The sequence below is a fragment of the Glycomyces niveus genome, from assembly GCF_017592475.1.
In the GTDB taxonomy this organism is placed as follows: domain Bacteria; phylum Actinomycetota; class Actinomycetes; order Mycobacteriales; family Micromonosporaceae; genus Glycomyces; species Glycomyces niveus.
The window spans coordinates 183,577-203,515 of the sequence record NZ_JAGFNP010000007.1; the positions used below are offsets into that span (position 1 = coordinate 183,577).

Sequence of the window (19,939 nt, forward strand, 5' to 3'; positions counted from 1 at the left end):
CGAGCCGCTGCTTCCGTGTCTAGTAACGGTAGTGGTCGGGCTTGAACGGCCCTTCCACGTCCACGCCGATGTAGTCGGCCTGCTTCTTCGACAGCTTGGTCAGCTTGACGCCGAGCGCGTCGAGGTGGAGGCGGGCGACCTCCTCGTCGAGCTTCTTCGGCAGCGTGTAGACGCCGATCGGGTACTCGTCGAGCTTGGTGTGCAGCTCCATCTGGGCGAGCACCTGGTTGGTGAAGCTGTTGCTCATCACGAAGCTGGGGTGGCCGGTCGCGTTGCCCAGGTTGAGCAGGCGGCCCTCGCTGAGCACGATGATCGAGTGCCCGTCCGCGAACTGCCACTCGTGCACCTGCGGCTTGACCTCGAGCTTCTTGATGCCCGGCTCGGCGGCGAGGCCGGCCATGTCGATCTCGTTGTCGAAGTGGCCGATGTTGCCCACGATCGCCTGGTGCTTCATGCGGCGCATGTGCTCGATCGAGATGATGTCGCGGTTGCCGGTGGTGGTGATGAAGATGTCGGCGTACTCGACCGCGTCCTCGAGGGTGAGAACCTGGTAGCCGTCCATCGCCGCCTGCAGCGCGCAGATCGGGTCGACCTCGGTGACGATGACGCGCGCGCCCTGGCCCCGCAGCGACTCCGCCGAGCCCTTGCCGACGTCGCCGTAGCCGCAGACCACGGCCACCTTGCCGCCGATGAGCACGTCGGTGGCGCGGTTGATGCCGTCGGGCAGCGAGTGGCGCACGCCGTACTTGTTGTCGAACTTCGACTTGGTGACCGAGTCGTTCACGTTGATCGCCGGGAACGGCAGGCGGCCTTCGCGCTCGAGCTCGTAGAGGCGGTGCACGCCGGTGGTGGTCTCCTCGGTGACGCCCTTGACGGCGGCGGTCTTGCGGGAGAAGCGGGTCGGGTCCTCCTTGAGCGAGCGGGCGAGCAGCGCCAGCACGACGCCCTCCTCCTCGCTCTCGGCGGAGGAGAGGTCGGGCACGACCCCTTCGGCCTCGAACTTGGCGCCGTTGACCACGAGCATCGTGGCGTCGCCGCCGTCGTCGAGGATGAGGTTCGGCTCCTCGTCGCCCCAGTCGAGGGCGCGCTCGGTGCACCACCAGTACTCCTCCAGGGTCTCGCCCTTCCAGGCGAACACCGGGACGCCCTGCGGCGCTTCGGGAGTGCCGTTCGGGCCGACCGCGATCGCGGCGGCGGCGTGGTCCTGAGTGGAGAAGATGTTGCACGAGGCCCAGCGGACGTCCGCTCCGAGCGCGGTCAGCGTCTCGATGAGCACGGCGGTCTGGATCGTCATGTGTAGGGACCCGGTGATGCGGGCACCCTCCAGTGGGCGGGACGCGCCGTAACGCTCGCGCAAGGCCATCAGGCCGGGCATCTCGTGTTCGGCCAGGCGGATCTCGTGGCGGCCGAAGTCGGCCAGCTTGAGGTCGGCGACCTTGTAGTCGTCGGCACGCAGCGTGTTCGTCATGGCAGAAATGCTACGCGCCGCGCCCGCTAGACCTGAAGAACGCCACCGCGGCGGACGCCTGGAGCACTGAGGCGGAGGCCACGGAAAAAAATTTTCCAGCAACGCGTGTTTCTGCTTGACACTGCCGGGGCTGTGGGTAATATTGCAGATACACAGCGTCACGGAGATGCGGGAGGGCCCACAGGGTCCAGAACCTTCACCGAGACGCCGGGGAATACCAAACCGGGGGGAGTGCCGGGCGGTCTGGGGTGGCCGCCCGGCACATTTTTGCGTGCATTGGCAAGCGTTGTCCGGAAATTCGTTTGCGCACCGTCCCGATCTGCGGGAAAGTCGGCATGTGAGCAACCCTGACCTTCAGATCCTGCCGATCGACCCGTTGAACCGCGACCAGGTCAACGGCTGGATCCGCGCCCAGCGCGCCGCCGTCGAGCACGACCAGCCCGGCGAACCGCTGCCGAGCCCCGCCTTCCAGCGCCTCCGGCTCCTGCTGTGGCCCGACTCCCTCGACGTCGAGCGGTACGTGGCCGTCCAGGACGGCGAGGTCGTCGGTTCGCTCCAGTACTCGATGCCGAACCAGGACAACCAGCACCTCCTCGAACTCGAACTCGACGTCCGCCCCGACCGCCGCCGCCAGGGCATCGGCACCCGACTCGTCGAATTCACCGAGCAGCGCGCCGCCGAACTCGGCCGCGACACGATCCTCGCCTTCGCCGTCGACTCCCTCCCCGACGCGCCGCAGTTCGACCACTCGGGCCAGCATTTCGCGAAGGCCCGCGGCTACAAGACCGTCGATCAGGAGATCCACCGCCGCAACGACCTCACCCTCGTCGGCGACGACGAACTCGCCGAGCTCTACGCCGACGCGTGGGAGAAGGCCGCCGGATACGAACTGGTGCAGTGGACCGGGGCCTGCCCCGACGACATCATCGACGGGTACGCCGCCCTCAACGAGCGCATGTACACCGACCCGCCCATGGGCGAGGAACTCGACATCCGGCCCGCGGTCTACGACGCCGCGCGCATCCGCAACATGGAGTGGACCACGGCCGAACGCGGCCAGGCCCGGTTCATCTCCGCGGTAGTCCACGTCGAGTCCGGCGAGGTCGCCGGCATGTCCGGCCTCGGCACCGTCCCCGGCGAGGAGCTGCACGCCTGGCAGGAGGACACGATCGTCGAGGAGAAGCACCGCGGCCACCGCCTCGGCATGATCCTCAAGATCGCCAACCAGCGCCTGCTGCGCAAGTACCGCCCGCAGATCCGCTACATCCACACCTGGAACGCCGAGGTCAACGACCACATGATCGCCATCAACGAGGCCATGGGCTACCGCGCCCTGTGCCGCGACCTCGACGTGCAGAAGAAGCTCTCCTAAGCCAGGAATTCCCGCGTTGCAAAGGGAACCGGCCCCGCGCTCAAGCGCGGGGCCGGTCATTCGCTTCGGGGACGTCAGGCGCTGGCGATGAACAGCTCGCCCGTGCCGCTCGCGACGACAGGCCCGGCGGTGCCCGCCGAGAACGCCGCGCGGCCGGGGGAGAGGGCCACCTCGCCCTCGTCGTCCGCCACGGTGACGCTCCCGCCGGTGCTCAGGCAGATCCGCGGGCCGTCGATCACGATGGTCTGCGGCTCGCCGGTGAGCTCGACGCGGCGCAGCGCGAAGTCCTCGATCGGGACCGGCCACGAGCGCACCGGCCCGGCGTCCTCGATGAGCGCGCGCGGCTCGTCGATCGCGTTGAAGTCCAGGACCCGCAGCAGCTCGGGCACGTCGACCCGCTTGTTCGTCAGGCCGCCGCGCAGCACATTGTCGCTCGCGGCCATGATCTCCACGCCGAAGCCCTTGAGGTACGCGTGCAGGTTCCCCGCGGGCATGTACACGCCCTCGCCCGGCTGGAGCGTGATGTGGTTGAGCAGCAGGCTCACCAGGACGCCCGGGTCGTCCGGGTAGGTGCGGGCCAGGTTCACCAGGTCCGCCGCGTCCTGCGTCGAGAGTTCGGCGGCCGCCTTCGCGGCCGCGTCGATGATGCCCCGGCACTCCTCGCGCCCCAGGCCCAGCAGGTCGGGCACGGCCCGGCGCAGCCCGGCCTTCGGGTCGCGCAGGGTCGCGGCGAGCGATTCGAGCTCGGGGACGCCGAGCGCCTCGATGTCGGCCGCGGCCTCGAGCGGGTCGCGGAAGCCGCACATCGCGCGGAACTCGGTGAGCGCCACCAGGAGTTCGGGCTTGTGGTTGTCGTCCACGTAGTTGCGGTAAGCGGCGTCGATGCCGATGCGCAGCTCGCGCTGGTGGCCCGAGTTCGCCTGGCGCAGGTTCGGGTGCGCCTGCAGCGACAGGGGCTTGCCTGCCGCGAGCAGCTTGAGCAGGAAGGGGAGCTTGGGGCCGAAGCGGTCGAGGACGCGCTGGCCGAGCATGGCGGCGGGGGCGGACGCGATGGCGTCGTCCAGGGGCCGGCCGTCGTCGAGCGTCGAGGGCGCGCTGTGGTGGGCCCCGAGCCACTCCTCGGCTTCGGGGAGGTCGGCGGGCACCTCCCGGCCTTGCAACTGGGCGATGTCGACTTGCGATCCCCACGCGTAGTTGCGGATGACACCGTAGAGCCCCTGCACCGCCGCTCCTCACTGTTCGGGTTGAAGGCCTCAACTCTAACGGTTCGGCAAGCGCGGCCCGCCACCCCGGCCCGCCTGAGCGCGGTATGGCGGAGGCCGCGCGCGGCGGTGCCGTGCGCGGCCTCGCAAGCCTTGCGGCCCTTGCGTTTCGGCTACTCAGAGCCGAGCATGGCGTCCTTCATCTCGGAGACGGCCGGGACGCGCATCGGGTCGAGGCCGTGCGCGAGTGCCAGGTAGACCGAGGCGAAGTCGGGGACGGCGATGAGGGAGGCGAGCCGCTCGAGCGAGCAGCCGCCCTCGGCGGGGAGCACGTCGCAGCGGACGCCGCGGCGCGCCGCCAGGTCGGCGACGGCGTCGGCGCGGCGCACGTCCGGCTTGGGGCCGGAATCGTCGCCGTCGAGGCCGTCGTCGCGCATGAGCACGATCCGCAGCCGGGTCAGCTGGTCGTCGTCCTCGGGGTCGGCGAAGATGTCCGTCTGGCCTTCGGCGAGCGAGCCGAACACACCGTCGAGGAGGCCCACGCGGCCGCGGCCGACCTCCCCGAGCTCGCCGGAGACGACCGGGTAGCGGGAGTTCGCGGCGAGCATGTCGCCGAAGCGGCGGGCGGCGACGCCCGCGAGCGGGCTCGAGCCCCACACGACCGGGATGGACCCGGCCAGGTTCATCGCCAGCTCCTTCGCCGGGTTGACGTACGCGTCGGCGTCGGGGCGGCAGCGCTCGGCGTCCTCGTCGAGCCGGCGGGCGGTCTCGGCGATGTCGGCCTCGACCAGGTTCACGAGCCCGAGTTCCCTGGCGGCCATGAGGACCGGGACGGTGAGCGCCCACAGGCTCAGGCGCGCGGGGGCGCGGCGCGGGACGGCCACGAAGGAGGCGCGGGCGCGTTCGGCGAGCGCCTGCAGCTCCGAGTCGGGGGCGCCGATCGCGACGAGGCGCGCGCCGCGGCGGGCGGCGGCCTCGGCGGCGGCGAGCGCCTCGGGGCTGCGGCCGGAGGCCGAGACGGCGATGACGACGTCGGCGGCGCCGACCCAGCCGGGGACGCCGGCGGAGCGGTGGCCGAGGATCGGGACCGGGCAGCGGGGCCCGGCCACGGTGGCGAGGATGTCGCCGGTGCGCGCGGCGGTGCCGACGCCCGCGACCACGACCGCCCGGGGGCGGCCCTCTTCGGCGAGCGCGGTGAGGCCGGCGTCGGCGGCGAGCGCGGCGGACTCGCGCAGCTGCGGCCCGGCCGAGGCGAGCGCCCAGAGGGCGCCCCCGGGCCGGATCGACTCGCTCAAGTCGCCTTCGATGCGGCGCTCGTCGGGGAGCCGGTCGCCGGTGATCCCGGCGAGGCCGTCGTCCTCAAGACCCATGCTGTAACTCCTCCTTGGCCTGCGGCCTAGACGGTTCGCTTCATTGCCGGGCGGTGCGGATGCACGGCTCGCGGGCGTGGCCGAGCAGGCTCGCCTTCGCTCCGCGGGCCCCGCTGTGCGCGCACTCCTCGGCCCGGAGGCCGAGCGGTGCGGTTATTCCGGGCCGTCGAGGAGCATCACGGGGATGCCGTCCTCGACCCGGAAGACCTTGGCGCACTCCGAGCAGGTGAGCGCGTTCGCCTCGCGGTCGTAGGAGAGCGGGGCGTGGTGGGGCTCGGGGCAGCGCAGCAGCTCGAGGAGCACTGGCTTCGGCGCGGTGGCGGGCATGGGCTAGTTCCTAACGGTGCGGAGGATGTCGTCCCGCAGCCGCTCCATGGACGCCTGGTCGGGGCCCTCGGCGTTGAGGCGCAGCAGCGGTTCGGTGTTGGACGGGCGCAGGTTGGCCCACGAGCCGTCTTCGAGCGAGACGGTGAGGCCGTCGAGGCGGTCGGTCGAAACCCCTTCCCGCGCACTGTACTGCGCGGCGACCTCTTCGATCTTCGCGTGCGGGTCGGCGACCTTCGAGTTGATCTCGCCGGAGGGCACGTAGCGCACGAACTCGGCGGAGAGCTCCTTGGCGCTGCGGTCGCCTTCGCCGACGGCGGCGAGGACGTGCATGGCGGCGAGCATGCCGGTGTCGGCGAACCAGAAGTCCTTGAAGTAGTAGTGCGCGGAGTGCTCGCCGCCGAACACCGCTTCCTCCTCGGCCATGTCGGCCTTGATGTAGGAGTGGCCGACGCGGGTGCGCAGCGGGCGGCCGCCGTGCTCGGCGACGATCTCGGGGACGGCCTTCGAGGTGATCAGGTTGTGGCAGATCGCGGCCCCGGGGTGCTTGGCGAGTTCGCGGGTGGCGATGAGCGCGGTGATCGCGGACGGCGTGATCGGCTCGCCGTCGGCGTCCACGACGAAGCAGCGGTCGGCGTCGCCGTCGAAGGCCAGGCCGAGGTCGGCGCCGACCTCCTTGACACGGGCCTGCAGGTCGACGATGTTCGCCGGTTCGAGGGGGTTGGCCTCGTGGTTGGGGAAGGAGCCGTCGAGCTCGAAGTACATCGGGTCGATCTCGAGGGGGAGACCGGCGAGCAGCTGGTCGCCGAGGACGGCGGGGACGGTGTGGCCGCCCATGCCGTTGCCCGCGTCGACGACGATCTTGAGCGGGCGGATGTTCGAGAGGTCGACGAGTTCGCGCATGTAGGAGGCGTAAGCGGCGAGGAAGTCCTCGCGGGTGACCGTCCCCGGCTCGTCGGCTTCGGGGGCCGGTTCGCCGTCGAGGATGGCCTGGGCCTTGTCGCGGATGTCGGCCAGACCGGTGTCGAGGCCGATCGGGCGGGCGGCGGGCAGGCACAGCTTCAGGCCGTTGTACTCGGCCGGGTTGTGGCTGGCGGTGCACATCGCGCCGGCGACGTTCCGCTGGCCGGCGATGAAGTAGAGCATGTCGGTCGAGCAGAGGCCGGCCTCGATGACGTCCGCGCCGGCGCGGGACGCCCCGCGCGCGAAGGCCTCGGCGAAGCCGGGTCCGGAGTCGCGCATGTCGTGGCCGACGGCCCAGGTCCGCTCACCGGTGACGGCCACGGCGGCCGCGCCGATGGCCTCCATGACCTCGGGGGTGAGTTGCGAACCGACGAGTCCGCGCACGTCGTAGGCCTTCACGAAATCGCTGAGGTTGGGTGCCACTCAGTTGCCGCCTTTCCGGTGTTGCGGGTCCGGTCGGGGCGCGTCTGGCAGCACCGCTAGAGGCCGCCCCGTGACGAGACTAGCGCTGTAGGTCCTCGTCGCCGGACACCACCCGGAGGTGACGCCGGGCACCGATCTGCGGCGCGGTCGGGCGGAGCCCTTGGCGCTGAGACGCATCCGGCCCCTCGTACCGGCTCCCCGTGACGGGGCCCGGCTCGCTCGGCTCGATGTCGTGCCTTTCCCCTACGGCGGCCTCCCGCACGGCGTTGGCCAGGGCGACCAGGTCGTCGTCGGTGGGCATGGGCACGGTGTAGTCGCCTTGGTGGCGGACCAGTTCCCAGCCGTGGGGCACGGTGAGGCGCCGGGCATGCGCATCACACAGGTCATAGCTGTGGGGCTCCCGAGTCGTCGAGAGCGGTCCGACCACAGCCGTCGAATCCGAGTAGATATATGTCAAAGTGGCCACCGCAGGCTGGCGGCAGCCGTTCCGGGAGCAACGCCGATCCGACCTCACACCACGAAACTACCACTCGCTGTGGCGAAGTCAGCGGCGCTGAACTGTGGCCCGATGCGGAATTGTCCGGATCGGGATCACGGGGACCGAAATCGTCGGTCGCGAAGGCTATGGTTTCCCCATGCGCAGAGATCGACACGGACGGGGGATGCGGGGGCCGCTGGCGCCGCGCGCCCTGCCGCTGCGTCGCACGCCGGTCGAGCAGTTCGACACCCTGGTGATGGATTCGGTGGCCGAGATCGAGCGCCGCCTCGCAGACTCATTGGGCTCGAAGTTCACCGACCTGCGGCACATCGAGTTCGCCGTCGACGAGGTCCCGCCGGAGTCCCAGCACTACGACGCGGACATCGTGGAGGACCGCGGGGTGCCGCTCTCGAAGCTGTATCCCGCGCAGCCGGGCACGGTCGCGGCAGCACCGCGGATCGTGCTGTACCGCAGGCCGATCGAGCTTCGCGCCGAAGGCAAGGCGGAGATGGAAGGCCTGGTGCGCTCGGTGCTGGCCGAGCAGCTCGGGTCGCTGCTGGGGCTGCCGCCGGAGGACCTGGAGTTCTAGCGGCGCCGCCTCGACACGGCGCAGGGGCGGGACTTCGACGTCCCGCCCCCGCCGCTCGCTCGCAGGGATGTGCTTACGCGGCGACCGGGATGCGCTCCTGCACCACCGGTTCCTCCGCGAGTTCGCCGATCGGTGCGGGCAGGCGGCCGCCGACCAGCTCCTCCAGCAGGCCCACCTGGCCGCCGATGCCGCTGCCGACCAGGACGGGCTCGGCGTGGCGCTGCTCGGCCGCGAAGACGACCTCGGACGCCAGCGCGGGGTTGATCATCGGGCTCGGGAAGCACACCACCACCGGCAGGCGCTCGGTGCGCCGCCGTGCCGCTTCGCGCGCCTGGCGCTTGATCTTGCGGCGCTCCCGCTCGGACAGCCCGCCCCAGATGCCGAAGCGCTCATCGTGGTCGAGTGCGTACTGCAGACAGTTCTCTTTGACCTCGCACCGCGCGCAGATGCGTTTCGCATCCCGCGTGGAACCCCCTTTTTCAGGGAAGAACGCCTCCGGATCGGTCTGCGCGCACAATGCGCGAGCCTGCCACTCCGGAACGTTACCCAACAGGTCGGCCAAGTAGTCACGGCCGTCCATATACGTCCGCCTCCTCGTTCGCGCACCGGTAGAACCGGTGCTCCCCCCTTGCAATCACTTGCGCTGCACCGGGATGCGGATGGCGGGCTGGACGCGTTACCTCCCCTGAAACGCGTACGGCCCTGCTGCGGACCCGCCGGCGGTCCGCTGTTGCCTGTCCTGCATTGGTCGTGCTTCTGGTGAAGCCCGGTGCCCGCGGGCGGCCTGCTGATGGGGCCGCACCGCCATTACTCGTCGCTATGGACGATGAGTGTTCATCGCTATTCGGTCACGGTTCGATATCAGACGATAGCGCACAGTGAACTGAATGATGGAAGGACCCCTCAGACTCACGCTTGTGGGGGACTTAACTTGACAGGTTCCGGAGTGGAGGATCGCTCGCGCTTTCCGTTCCATCGCACCAGGACAAGACCGATGCCGGCCAGTGTCAGCCAAGCCGTGTCGAGCAGCAGTCGCTCGACGGCGGCGCGGGTGTCGATGAAGACCTGCCCTTCCTCAGCCAATTGCCTGGCGTCGTCGAATCCGTACCGGGCTGCCGACAGTGCCAGCAGTACACCGATAACGAGGTAGCAGACATAAACGAGACGGGTAAGGCGGACACTCACCCGTCCGGGTCGGGTGTCGGGGGCGAGGAACGCCGCAACCGCTGGCAGGGCGACCGGGAGGATCGAGAAGAGGGTGCTCCGGGCGTCGTCGGTGAAGCCGATGCCGGCGGCTCGGCGGATCGTGTCGTCGCGCGGGTCGAGGCCGACTCCGAAGAGCCACTGGGACAGGGCGACCGCGATGACGACGACCGCGATGGCGAGCAGGACGATCGCGAGGACCGACCGCTGGCGTGACCGGAGCTTCATGGCGCCATTAGACCAGATCGGTTCTATTGGCCTGCTTGAGTTCCTCGACCAGGCCCTTGACCTCCTGGGCACGGTCCCTGGGGCACACCAGGAGCGCGTCAGGGGTGTCGACGATGATGAGGTCGTCGACGCCGACGGTGGCGACGAGCCGCCCGGCGGCCGGGACGACCACGTTCCGCTTGGACTCGGTCAGCAGCGCCTGGCCGGAGCCGCGCGGCTCGACGACGACGTTGCCGACCTTGTCGTTGGCCTTGAGGACCTGGCCGAGGGTGTTGTAGTCGCCCACGTCGTGCCATTCGAAGTCGCCGGGGACGACGCCGACCCGGCCCGCGGCGGCGGCGGGCTCCATGACGGCGTAGTCGATCGAGATCTTCTCGAGGGTCGGCCACAACTGCGCGAACAGGGCCTCGCGGCGGTTGGAGTCCCAGGCCGCGGCGAGGGTGCGCACGGCGTCGTGGAGGGCGGGGCGGTGGCGCTTGAGCTCGGCGAGGTAGACGTCGACGCGCCAGACGAACATGCCGGCGTTCCACAGGTAGTTCCCGGCCGAGACGTACTCGACCGCGGAGACCTGGTCGGGCTTCTCGACGAACGCGCCCAGCTGGTAGCCGGGGCCGACCGGCGGGCCGAGCCGCAGGTAGCCGAAGCCGGTGTCGGGGCCGGTGGGGGTGATGCCGATGGTCATGAGCAGGCCGGTCGCGGCCAGCTCCATCGCCTTCTGCACGGTCTTGGCGAAGGCCTCGCCGTCGAGCACGAGGTGGTCGGCGGCGAAGGAGCCCATGATCGCGGTCGGCTCGCGCTCGGCGATGACGGCGGCGGCGAGGCTGATCGCGGCGGCGGAGTCGCGGGGCGAGGGCTCGACGAGGATGTTGTCGCCGGGGACCTCGGGGAGCTGGCGGGCCACGTCGACGGCGTGCGCCGCGCCGGTGACGACGTAGACGTGGTCGGGGTCGGACAGCAGCCGGGCGCGCTCGACGGTCGATTGCAGCAACGACGAGTCAGTGCCCGTGAGGGGCAGCAGGAACTTGGGTCGTTGCGCGCGAGACAGGGGCCAGAGCCGAGTTCCGGAACCGCCCGCGGGGACCACCGCGTGAAGCATGCCAATAGTCTTGCATGCCGCTCCCACGTGCCGGTTCACCACCTGCGGCGGGACCGGTGCGGTGACGCTGGAGTTGCGGTGGCGTGAAGAACCGGGCAACAAGGCCCCTCGCTCTGCGAATTGAGGGCTCGCAAGCGTCGCCCGCTCTGCGAATTGAGGGCTCGCAAGCGTCGCCCAGATCGTGATACCGGTTTCTATAGGCGGCGATCTCCGGGGCAGACTGGAGCCGATCAGATCTTGAGGAGACTCCATGCCCATCCGCTTCGACGAAGCCGCCCTCGCCTGGCACCTCGCCGGGCCCGGCCTCTCCTACGTCGTCGGCATCCGCGACGGCCTGCCCCGCCAGCTGCACTGGGGTGAGGCGATCCCCGACGAGGCTGTGCCCGCGCTCGCCTCGGTGCAGGACAACGGCGTCTCCTGGAACGACGCCCTCCACACCGGCGCCGAACTCCTCGGCGAACTCGGCCCGCAATTCGCCACGCCGTCGCTGCAGCTGCGGCATCCCGACGGCGCGAAGGGCTTCGACTGGCACTACCGCGACCACCGGATCACTGAGAGCGCCGCGGACGGCGACCACCTGGCCATCGCGTTCACCGACCGGGACCTCGTGCTGACGCTGCACTACCGGCTGTGGGACACCGGCGTGCTCGACCGCTGGGCCTCGCTCGACGCCGGCGCGCCCGTCGAAGTTACCCGCTTCGACTCGGCCGCGTGGACGCTCCCGCACTGGGCCGACTACCGGCTCTCGCACCTCAACGGCGACTGGGCCGCTGAATGGCAGCTCGAGCGCGTCCCGCTCCCGGTGGGGGAGACCGCTATCGGCTCCCGGCGCGGCTCCACCAGCCACCAGGCCAATCCGTGGACCGCGCTCGACGACGGCACCGCCACCGAGACCGCCGGCCTCGTCTATTCCACCAACCTCGCCTGGTCGGGCTCGTGGCGCGTGCTGCTGCGCCGCTCCCCGCAGGGCCGCGTCTCGATCACCGGCGGCGCCGGACACGAAGGCCTGCAATGGCGCCTGCGGCGCGGCGAGACCTGGACGACCCCGGTGTACTCGGGCCTCTGCGGCACCGGCGGCTTCGGCGGGGCCTCGCGAGCCTGGCACGAGCACCTGCGCCGCCATGTCCTGCCGACCCCGGAGGAGGACGCGCCGGTCCTGTTCAATTCCTGGGAAGCCGTGTACTTCGACGTCTCGGTGGAGAAGCAGCTGCCGCTGGTCGACCTCGCCGCGCGCATCGGCTGCGAGCAGTTCGTCGTCGACGACGGCTGGTTCGGCGGCCGCGTCGACGACCACGCCGGCCTCGGCGACTGGGAGCCCAACCCCGACCGGTTCCCCGACGGGCTTGCGCCGCTCATCGACGCCGTGCACGCCAAGGGCATGAAGTTCGGCATCTGGGTCGAACCCGAGATGGTCAACCCCGACTCCGACCTCTACCGCGCCCACCCCGACTGGGTCCTCCACCAGGCCGGGCGCGACCGCACGCAGCGGCGCCACCAGATGGTGCTCGACTACGGGCGGCCCGAAGTCGCCGAGTGGGCTTACGACAGCCTCGACGAGCTCTTGAGCGGCAACGCGATCGACTTCGTCAAATGGGACCACAACCGGCCCTTCACCGAGGTCGGCCGCCCCGGCGACCCCGACCCGGACCGGGCCTGGTTCGAGCACGTCGAGGCCGTCTACTCGATCAAAGAGCGGCTGCGAGCGGCGCACCCGCACGTGCGCATCGAAGGCTGCGCGGGCGGCGGCGGCCGCGTCGACCCCGGCATGCTCCGCCACGTCGACACGGTGTGGACCTCGGACAACACCGACGCGGGCGACCGCGTCGGCATCCAGCACGGCTTCAGCCACGCCTACCCCGCGCGGGTCATGGACACCTGGATCACCGACGAGCCCAGCGAGTTCAACCGCCGCACCACCTCGCTCCGGTTCCGCTTCCACGTCGCCAGCGCCGGCGTGCTCGCGGTGGGCGGCAACCTCAGCGAGTGGTCCGAGGCCGAGCTGGACGAGGCCGCCGAGCATGTGGCCCTGTACAAGCGGCTGCGGCCGGTCGTCCAGCACGGCGTCCAGTACCGCCTCGGCGACCCGGCGGCCTCGCCGCTCACCGGCGTGCAGTACGTGCACGGCGACCGGATCGCGGTGCTGGCGTTCAAGACCTCGTGGCACTCCAACCGGGCGCTGGCGCCGCTGCGGCCCGAGGGCATCGCGGCCGACTCGCGCTGGGTGGACGAGGACACCGGTGAGATCCACTGGGGAGCGACACTGAACGTGACTGGACTGCCACTGCGATGGAGCGGCGCGGACTGGGACTCGGCGATCCTGCGACTGCGCAGGGTGGAGTAACGCCTCCTCTGGGTGATTGCCAATAGGGCGAACACGTTCGGTGACGATCCTGGCCCTAAGGGTTGAAGTGAGCAGTATCTCGGGTATCGGCCAGTTGGCCACCGTTCACCGATTTGCACCATTGCCCTAGACTCCACGCTGTTCCGCCCGAACAACCCGATCGACCAACATCAATAGGAGTTACCCCGTGGCCTACCAGCCCGCCCCGGCCCCCGCCGCCCCGCCCGTCGCCCCCGTCAAGCAGGGCAACGGCTTCGGCGTGACCGCACTCGTGCTCGGTCTCGTCGGCCTGCTCATCTTCTCGTGGATCCCCGGGATCAACCTTTTCACCGCCATCCCGCTCGGCCTGCTCGCCGTCATCTTCGGCATCGTCGCGCTGGCCAAGGCCGGCTCGCGCGGCGGCAAGGGCAAGGGCACCGGCGGCACCGGCCTCATCCTGGGGCTCGTCGCCATCATCGGCGCGATCGCGATGACCGTCTTCGTGTTCAACGCCGTCAAGGACGAGGCCGACCAGATCGAGCAGGACACGATCCAGGACTGCGTCGACTCCGGCTACGGCACCGAGGCGGAGTGCCAGCAGCTCTGGGACGACGCCGAGGACTTCGAGCTCGAGCAGTAGCCCCCGCAAACACGAAAGGGCCGCAGCGGTTACGCTGCGGCCCTTCGTCATCCGTCTAGAACAGCCTCGGCTGGCTCTCGTCCACGGCGCCCCGCAAGTCGTCGTAGTCGAGGACGACGCAGCGGATGCCGCGGTCCTCGGCGAGGACGCGGGCCTGGGGCTTGATGGCCTGGGCGGCGAAGACGCCGTCGACCGGGGCGAGCAGCGGGTCGCGGTTGAGCAGCTCGAGGTACCGGGTCAACTGCTCGACGCCGTCGATCTCGCCGCGCCGCTTGATCTCCACGGCGACGTGCTTCCCGTCCGAGTCCCGGCACATGAGGTCCACCGGCCCGATCGCGGTCGGGTACTCGCGGCGCACCAGCGACCAGCCCTTCCCGAGCGGCGCCGTGTCGGCGGCCAGCAGCTCCTGGAGGTGCGCCTCGACGCCGTCCTTCTGCAGCCCGGGGTCGACGCCGAGCTCGTGGCTCGAGTCGTGGAAGACCTCCTCGATGGTGATCTTCAACTGGTCCCCGGTCTTCTTCGACGTCACCGTCCACTCCGTGGCCGCCTCGACCACCGTGCACGGCGGCGTCATCCAGTTCAGCGGCTTGTACGACCCCCCGTCGGCGTGCACCAGCACGCTCCCGTCCGCCTTCCATATTAGCAAACGGGTAGCCATGGGCAAATGGGCGGAAAGCCGACCTGTGTAATCAACCTGGCACCTTGCCACCAACAAACGCATGCAGAAGACCCTACCGGCCGTGCTGCGGCACAGACCGCGCCACGCATCCGTCTGTGCGGCGTGACAGGTCCAGGGTCGCGAACGAGTGTCACACCTGTCTCATAGCCTTACTCCTATGAAGAGAGTGAACCCCTCGACCCCTCGCCAACTTCCCGATGAAAGCCTGCTTGAGCTGCCCAAATCCTGGCAGCAGCACACCTTCGACCGGCCCGGCCGTGGAGCGCCTCGGCCGGTCGAGATCAAGCAAGACGCCCCGGCCGAACTCAACAAACGATTCACACAGAGTGCCCGGTATCTCGAGTACGCGTTCCGTGCGCTCCCTGACCCCTCCCTCGAAGCGCCCATTCGCGCTGGTATCGCTGGAGAACCGGACCCACACGGAGCCGCGCTGGCAGTGAAATTGCTAGATTGGGTGGATGCTTCTAGCGATAACCGGGAGCTTGCCCGGGATGCCTGGATTGCACAGTACGGAATCGGCTTTACTGCTAAAGCCGCGGTCGAGCTGTTGAGTACCAGCGTTTCCTGGCTGCATCCTCGGGTCGTTTCTCGGCAGCAGGTCCGAATCGGGCCGCTGCATATCGCGCACTTGGCAGGGACTTGGGGAGTCGCCAGCTGGATCAGCCCCATCCGGTCGTTGCTCGCTGCGCTTGACTCCTCGGCGTATGCCGAGGCGGTTGCCTCGATCGGTGGCATGCGATCGGATGATGCGAAACGGTTCGCCAGCGCCATGCTGTTTCCTGACCAGGAGTCTTGGGTCGAGGAAGCTTGTCTGCTCCATGGGTCGCAAGGCCCGTTGAACGTCGGCAAGGATGCCCTGTGGTCCTTCGTGTCGAGGCGGGAACACCTCGAAGTCAGTGGTGCTTCGATGATCGATGCCTATCAGTGCGAAGTGGGAACGGTAGCCCGCCTCGTAGATGCGCTGGGTGTCGAGGCGTTTCCGGTCCTGGTGAAGTCCCTGGATAGCCGGTCGGTCAAGCGTCCTGAGGTAGCACGGGCGATGGTCGACGCGCTCGGCATGCTGCCTTCTGACCCGGCGATCGAATACCTTCTCGAACGCAGTGGCGAAGCGCGGCCGATGGCTGCGGCGCGTGCAGCGGCGAAGCGCTTCCCGGTCCGGACACTGCGGGCGATCGCCTCGGTGTCGGGGGCATCTACCGGCCCTGCCAAGTCCAGGCTCGCTGGAATCTCGCAGTCGAATGCATTGATACAGAAGGCGGTCGCGATGCTCGACGAAGTCGATCGAAAGGAGATCGAGCAGCTCCAGGCAATGTCTGCGGGGGTTCCGGTGGCTGGCAAAGCCACACTGCCAGCGTGCTTCACATCGCCGCCGTGGGCGGCTTACGTGAACCAAGCAGCACCGACTCCGCTCGCTGGACTTTCTGCACCCCCGCTGAATGAACTGCGTTGGAACGAAGGCGAACAGGAGGCCTTCCAGGTCCTTGCCGATGACGAGAACTACATCGCCCACGAGGGGTTCTGGGAACGTTCGATGCCGGACGGTCCGCGAACCGATCACTTGTGGTTCCCGGAGTTCCTCGCTTACGCCCCCGAGGAGCTGGTCGGATCGGCGCTCGACCAATGGGAGGGTCAGGCCCGCTCGGCCTCGGTTTCCACGGTGAAGGCGATTCTCGCCCGGCACTCGGACGCCGTCGTCGACCGTGTCATGCAGATCGTCCGGTCGAAGAAGGACTTCCGTCCGGCCATGCTTCCCATCGTGAACATCGAGGCGGCCAGGACTGCAGCCGACTGCATGACGCGGTCGCAAAGCGACCGCGCCGTCGCATTGGCCTGGCTCGACCGGCATCCCGACGCTGCGGCGGCGCTACTCATCCCGGACGCGCTCGGTGCAGACGCGAAGTTGCGAGGACCTGCTGTCAGAGCGCTGCGGTACCTGGCCCAGCCAAGCCGGGAAGTCCTGGACACCCAGGCGAAGCAGCACGGCGAGCCTGCTGCGGAGGCGGTTCGCGCGCTTATCGAGCCTGATCCGTTCGACCCGAAACTCGACAGCCTTCCGCGTATCGGCACATGGGCTGATCCGCACTCGCTGCCGCAGGTACTGCTCGCGGGCGGTGCTACCGCGTTGCCTGCGGATGCTGTCAAGACGCTGATGCTCGCGCTGGCGATCGATGGACTCGAGGGGCCTTATGGGGGTGTCGACGTGCTCGTTATCGAATGCGATGCGGCTTCACTCACCGCGTTCTCGTGGGCCTTGTACGAGCTGTGGACGGCCGCGGGCTGCCCCTCCAAGGACGTATGGGCCATGACGCAGTTGGCGAGGTTCGCCGATGAGCACACGGTGCGACGCCTCGCCACGCTGATCCGCGACTGGGCCGGACAGGGGCAGAGCGCCAAAGCCGTCAGAGGCGTCGAGGTTCTCGGCGCCACGGGGACCGAGGCTGCGCTCTGGGCGGTGCGGGGGATCGCGGAGGAGACGAAGTTCAAGGCGCTCAAGAAAGCGGCCGCCGATCAGATCGACGCGATCGCGCAGCGGCTCGGCCTCGATCGCGAACAGCTCGCCGACCGTCTCGTCCCAGACTTCGGCCTGGATGCGGATACACCGCCCATCCTCGATTACGGTCCCCGCTCCTTTACCGTCAAGTTCGACGAGCAGCTGCGGCCCTACGTGGTCGAGGACTCGGGGAAACGTCGCGCCAACCTGCCGAAGCCCGGTGCGAAGGACGACCTCGAGCTTGCCCAGCCGGCATATGAGCGATTCACAGCGATGCGCAAGGACCTCAAGAAGGTCGCGGTAGAGCAGGTGCGGCGCCTCGAATCCGCGATGGTCAACGGCCGCACCTGGACCGGCGATGAGTTCCAGACCTACATGGTCGACCATCCGCTGCTGAGGCACCTCACGAGTCGCCTGGTCTGGCGGGCCGACTCTGCTTCAGGACGGACCTCGTTCCGTCTCGCAGAGGACCGCACTTTTGCTGATCTCGAAGACGAGCCGATGGTCCTGATTGAAGATGCCGTCGTCCAACTCGCACACCCGGCCACCTTGGGCGATGAGGTCGAGCAGTGGGCCGCGGTCCTAGCCGACTACGAGATCCTCCAACCGTTCGATCAGCTCGCGCGTCCTGTGCTTGTACTGACCGAGGAAGAGCGGCTGTCCGGGCGGCTGAGTCGATTCGAGGGCCGGGTCGTGGATGGCGGCCCTCTGATGGGGCTTCTCAAACGCGGCTGGCAGTACGGCGACCCCGATCCTAAGGGAAATCGGCGTAGCGTCTACTTCGAGTTCCCCGATGGCGGCTTCATCGCGATGGAGACCGAGCCGTCCTTCTACCCGTCCTACCGTCCGGACGACAACCTCACCCTGGATCACGTCGAGTTGGCGCTGCCTGCTACGAACCAGGAGATCGATACCGTGCTGTTTTCGGAAGCGCTCGCTGCAATCGCCAGGATCGCTCGATCCCTACGGACGTGAGGCACACGACCTGAGAGATTCGGGAGCTTTCTACTGATGGATGTTCGATCTGATGATGCGATGCTCGGCCGGCTGACTCCGAGCGCGAGCGGCTTTGTCTACTCCCATGGTGTTCGGACGGAGCCCCGGCTGCTGGACCAATATCGGGAAGACTGGATCGGTCACGGTATTCCGGTAGAAGTGGTGGACCGAGCCGTTGCGATCCAGAGGCTCTGGGGCGGCCTCGTTCTGCCTCCGGGTCCGTTCTACGACGGCGGTCCCAGGTACTTCGATGTCGGGGGTTTCGAGCGCTCCGAGAGTGGCGAGTGGCTGTTCGAGGTCGGGCCTTCGAGGACCGCCGTTCCGTACGGATTCATGATCGGGCCCGAGGGTGCATTCGGGATCGACACGGGCCGGTGGGTGCCGTTGCACGGCACGATTGAGGGATGGATTGAATCGCTCTCGCTGGCGCACGATGCCTTCGTCTACGCCGAGCGGGTCACCCGATATACCGGCACCCGTGTGGAAACCATCGATTTCACCGAACTCGAACCCATCGAGGTAGTCGCGGGCATCACCGACAGATGGTGGCGGGGCGACGGTGTGCTCGTCGCCTGCTGCTCGGGTGAGGTCGAGGCTTTCGACGCGCCTCAGTCGCGTGTGGCACTGAGGTTCACGGGTGATCTCAATTGGCTGGCGAACCGGGGACTGCCGTAAGCGGGCGACTCATTCTCAGGCGCTCGTGTTGGCGGTTCTCCCGTCCGCTTTCCATATTAGCAAACGGGTAGCCATGGGCAAATGGGCGGAAAGTCGCCCTGTGTAATCAACCTGGCACCGTGCCACCAACAAACGCATGCCCAGCACCCTACCGGTGTGGCCGGACGCGGCCGGGTGTGCCGTGGCTAGCCTGAGACGCGTGCATGAACAGCTCACGGATCTGTGGGATCGGCGCTGGCCGAAGGTCCACCCCTGCCTTCCCTACCGGCTGAAGATCGAGTATCCGGACCTATGGGTTCGGTTTCACTGCCTGCCGGAATCGAAGCGGTATCCGGAGACTAAGCATGAGTACGAGATCGTGCTCGGCCGCTACAACACGGTTATGGCCGAGTTGTTCAGCGACCAGATCTACGTCATGACCCCTGTCTACACAGCCTCGCCTGATTGGCCAGGTGGGGAAGAACCTTGGCGGATCGCGCAATTCGATGACGAGCCGGGCTTTGAGTCCTACGGGCATTTGTTTCTCGCCCAAAAGGTGTGGGAGCCGGGCACGATCGACGGTCTGCTGCGCCGCGTGGCCGATGACGTGGAAGCAGGCGTGATCATCGCCGATCCGGACCTGCGCTGGCTGTTCCACCCCTACGACGGCGGCATGGACGTCATCGCCCCGACGACCGCAGATCGAGACGCCCTGCGAGACCGACACCGCGACTGGTTGTCCAAGCACCCGGAAGGCTACTGAGCCACGTGCTCAGGCGAGCTGCTCCATGCGGACGCGGCGTTGGAGGGCCTTGCCGCGCGGGGTGAGGCGCAGACCGGCTTCGAAGTCGGGTCCGGGCAGACGGATGCTGCGGAGGATCGGGTCATCGGGGTAGCCCGGAAAGGGCGTCTGCGACACACCGTTGACGTCGGGAATGTATTCGAACCCGTCGAAGAAGACCCAGCCGGTCCCGTTCTCCGGTGCGTAGCAGAGGAGCCACTTGCCGATCTTAAAGCTCGGCGGTCCGAAGGCTTCGACGATCTCGCCCAGCCGGGCATCCCACTCGGTGTATGCGGCCTCGGCCGCGGCGAGTAGGGCGGTCCATTCGTCGTCCGGGACCAGCCGGTCTGCGACGAGGTATCCGTAGTGGTGGAAGATCTCGGCGAAGACCGAGGCGACCTCGTTGTAGTAGCAGCGTTCGTCGCCGAAGGCTTCCCGGAACGGCCCGGGGATGCCGCACGACCGGTACTTGTCCGACAGTCCGAGATCGTCCTTGGACGGCTCCGGCAGGCCGTCGAGGAACCGCAGATCGCACAGGCGCAGCAAGCTCAGGACTTCGAAGTCCTGATCGTGGGTGGCATACATGCCGGCGCGGCGCAGCATCATCGAGACCTGCTCGATCAGGCGGGCGTGCATCGCGGCTGCTTTGTCCATGGACATAG

Annotated in this window: 17 protein-coding genes and 2 pseudogenes; 7 read left to right on the forward strand and 12 right to left on the reverse strand. The window is 68.5% G+C overall.

Annotated features, from left to right (window positions below):
* Positions 1-19: 19 nt before the first annotated feature.
* Positions 20-1,468 carry an adenosylhomocysteinase gene (ahcY, locus tag J5V16_RS14485; RefSeq protein ID WP_208497059.1) on the reverse strand — a complete coding sequence of 483 codons (1,449 nt, stop codon included), beginning with the start codon at positions 1,466-1,468 and terminating at the stop codon, positions 20-22.
* Positions 1,469-1,805: 337 nt separating this feature from the next.
* On the opposite strand from ahcY, the gene J5V16_RS14490 reads away from it, so the two are divergent.
* The gene (locus J5V16_RS14490) at positions 1,806-2,840 is read left to right on the forward strand and encodes a GNAT family N-acetyltransferase (RefSeq protein WP_208497060.1); all 1,035 of its coding nucleotides are present in this window, start codon (positions 1,806-1,808) and stop codon (positions 2,838-2,840) included.
* Positions 2,841-2,914: 74 nt separating this feature from the next.
* On the opposite strand, the gene manA is transcribed toward J5V16_RS14490, so the two are convergent.
* From manA to J5V16_RS14515, 5 genes are all read right to left on the reverse strand, one after another.
* On the reverse strand, positions 2,915-4,063 hold the full coding sequence (manA, locus tag J5V16_RS14495) for a mannose-6-phosphate isomerase, class I (protein ID WP_208497061.1): 1,149 nt from the start codon (positions 4,061-4,063) through the stop codon (positions 2,915-2,917).
* 152 nt (positions 4,064-4,215) lie between these two features.
* Complete coding sequence (locus J5V16_RS14500) at positions 4,216-5,412, reverse strand: SIS domain-containing protein (protein ID WP_208497062.1); 1,197 nt, start codon at positions 5,410-5,412, stop codon at positions 4,216-4,218.
* Between the two features lie 153 nt (positions 5,413-5,565).
* On the reverse strand, positions 5,566-5,739 hold the full coding sequence (locus tag J5V16_RS14505) for a Trm112 family protein (protein ID WP_205326859.1): 174 nt from the start codon (positions 5,737-5,739) through the stop codon (positions 5,566-5,568).
* A gap of 3 nt (positions 5,740-5,742) precedes the next feature.
* Positions 5,743-7,122, reverse strand: a complete 1,380-nt coding sequence (locus tag J5V16_RS14510) for a phosphomannomutase/phosphoglucomutase (RefSeq protein WP_208497063.1) — start codon at positions 7,120-7,122, stop codon at positions 5,743-5,745.
* Between the two features lie 79 nt (positions 7,123-7,201).
* Positions 7,202-7,636 (reverse strand): DUF3499 domain-containing protein, encoded by a 435-nt coding sequence (locus tag J5V16_RS14515; RefSeq protein WP_208497064.1) that lies wholly within the window; start codon positions 7,634-7,636, stop codon positions 7,202-7,204.
* A 121-nt stretch (positions 7,637-7,757) separates the two neighbouring features.
* Here J5V16_RS14515 and J5V16_RS14520 point away from each other — a divergent pair, with 121 nt between their 5' ends.
* Positions 7,758-8,189: a metallopeptidase family protein gene (locus J5V16_RS14520; protein WP_208497065.1), complete on the forward strand. Its 432-nt coding sequence runs from the start codon at positions 7,758-7,760 to the stop codon at positions 8,187-8,189.
* A gap of 328 nt (positions 8,190-8,517) precedes the next feature.
* Here J5V16_RS14520 and J5V16_RS14525 read toward each other — a convergent pair.
* The 3 genes and pseudogenes from J5V16_RS14525 to J5V16_RS14535 all read right to left on the reverse strand — a co-directional run.
* Positions 8,518-8,769 (reverse strand): annotated as a pseudogene (locus tag J5V16_RS14525) (WhiB family transcriptional regulator); the annotation flags it as partial.
* A 329-nt stretch (positions 8,770-9,098) separates the two neighbouring features.
* Entirely contained in the window at positions 9,099-9,620 is a 522-nt protein-coding gene (locus tag J5V16_RS14530; RefSeq protein ID WP_208497066.1) for a hypothetical protein, read from the reverse strand.
* 7 nt (positions 9,621-9,627) lie between these two features.
* Complete coding sequence (locus tag J5V16_RS14535) at positions 9,628-10,716, reverse strand: mannose-1-phosphate guanylyltransferase (protein ID WP_208497067.1); 1,089 nt, start codon at positions 10,714-10,716, stop codon at positions 9,628-9,630.
* Positions 10,717-10,966: 250 nt separating this feature from the next.
* Here J5V16_RS14535 and J5V16_RS14540 point away from each other — a divergent pair, with 250 nt between their 5' ends.
* Complete coding sequence (locus tag J5V16_RS14540) at positions 10,967-13,057, forward strand: alpha-galactosidase (RefSeq protein WP_208497068.1); 2,091 nt, start codon at positions 10,967-10,969, stop codon at positions 13,055-13,057.
* Positions 13,058-13,244: 187 nt separating this feature from the next.
* Positions 13,245-13,676 (forward strand): hypothetical protein, encoded by a 432-nt coding sequence (locus J5V16_RS14545; RefSeq protein ID WP_208497069.1) that lies wholly within the window; start codon positions 13,245-13,247, stop codon positions 13,674-13,676.
* A 55-nt stretch (positions 13,677-13,731) separates the two neighbouring features.
* Here J5V16_RS14545 and nucS read toward each other — a convergent pair whose 3' ends face one another.
* A complete protein-coding gene (gene nucS / locus J5V16_RS14550) occupies positions 13,732-14,397 on the reverse strand; it encodes an endonuclease NucS (protein ID WP_208497070.1) in 666 nt (221 codons plus the stop codon).
* A 115-nt stretch (positions 14,398-14,512) separates the two neighbouring features.
* Here nucS and J5V16_RS14555 point away from each other — a divergent pair, with 115 nt between their 5' ends.
* Positions 14,513-17,821, forward strand: coding sequence for a DUF4132 domain-containing protein (locus J5V16_RS14555; protein ID WP_208497071.1), 3,309 nt, complete (start codon positions 14,513-14,515; stop codon positions 17,819-17,821).
* 36 nt (positions 17,822-17,857) lie between these two features.
* The gene (locus tag J5V16_RS14560; RefSeq protein ID WP_208497072.1) at positions 17,858-18,517 is read left to right on the forward strand and encodes a hypothetical protein; all 660 of its coding nucleotides are present in this window, start codon (positions 17,858-17,860) and stop codon (positions 18,515-18,517) included.
* A 39-nt stretch (positions 18,518-18,556) separates the two neighbouring features.
* On the opposite strand, the pseudogene J5V16_RS14565 reads toward J5V16_RS14560, so the two are convergent.
* Positions 18,557-18,655, reverse strand: a pseudogene (locus J5V16_RS14565) (endonuclease NucS); the annotation flags it as partial.
* Between the two features lie 61 nt (positions 18,656-18,716).
* Here J5V16_RS14565 and J5V16_RS14570 point away from each other — a divergent pair.
* The gene (locus J5V16_RS14570) at positions 18,717-19,259 is read left to right on the forward strand and encodes a DUF3885 domain-containing protein (protein ID WP_307792968.1); all 543 of its coding nucleotides are present in this window, start codon (positions 18,717-18,719) and stop codon (positions 19,257-19,259) included.
* A 9-nt stretch (positions 19,260-19,268) separates the two neighbouring features.
* Here the strand turns inward: J5V16_RS14570 and J5V16_RS14575 are convergent, their stop codons facing one another.
* Entirely contained in the window at positions 19,269-19,931 is a 663-nt protein-coding gene (locus J5V16_RS14575) for a hypothetical protein (RefSeq protein WP_208497074.1), read from the reverse strand.
* Between the last annotated feature and the right edge of the window lie 8 nt (positions 19,932-19,939).

Coding starts and splice junctions, on each gene's coding strand:
- ahcY (WP_208497059.1), bottom strand. CDS start 1,468: ATGACGAACACGCTGCGTGCCGACGACTACAAGGTCGCCGACCTCAAG.
- J5V16_RS14500 (WP_208497062.1), bottom strand. CDS start 5,412: ATGGGTCTTGAGGACGACGGCCTCGCCGGGATCACCGGCGACCGGCTC.
- J5V16_RS14505 (WP_205326859.1), bottom strand. CDS start 5,739: ATGCCCGCCACCGCGCCGAAGCCAGTGCTCCTCGAGCTGCTGCGCTGC.
- J5V16_RS14520 (WP_208497065.1), top strand. CDS start 7,758: ATGCGCAGAGATCGACACGGACGGGGGATGCGGGGGCCGCTGGCGCCG.
- J5V16_RS14530 (WP_208497066.1), bottom strand. CDS start 9,620: ATGAAGCTCCGGTCACGCCAGCGGTCGGTCCTCGCGATCGTCCTGCTC.
- J5V16_RS14535 (WP_208497067.1), bottom strand. CDS start 10,716: ATGCTTCACGCGGTGGTCCCCGCGGGCGGTTCCGGAACTCGGCTCTGG.
- J5V16_RS14540 (WP_208497068.1), top strand. CDS start 10,967: ATGCCCATCCGCTTCGACGAAGCCGCCCTCGCCTGGCACCTCGCCGGG.
- nucS (WP_208497070.1), bottom strand. CDS start 14,397: ATGCGTTTGTTGGTGGCAAGGTGCCAGGTTGATTACACAGGTCGGCTT.
- J5V16_RS14555 (WP_208497071.1), top strand. CDS start 14,513: ATGAAGAGAGTGAACCCCTCGACCCCTCGCCAACTTCCCGATGAAAGC.
- J5V16_RS14560 (WP_208497072.1), top strand. CDS start 17,858: ATGGATGTTCGATCTGATGATGCGATGCTCGGCCGGCTGACTCCGAGC.
- J5V16_RS14575 (WP_208497074.1), bottom strand. CDS start 19,931: ATGGACAAAGCAGCCGCGATGCACGCCCGCCTGATCGAGCAGGTCTCG.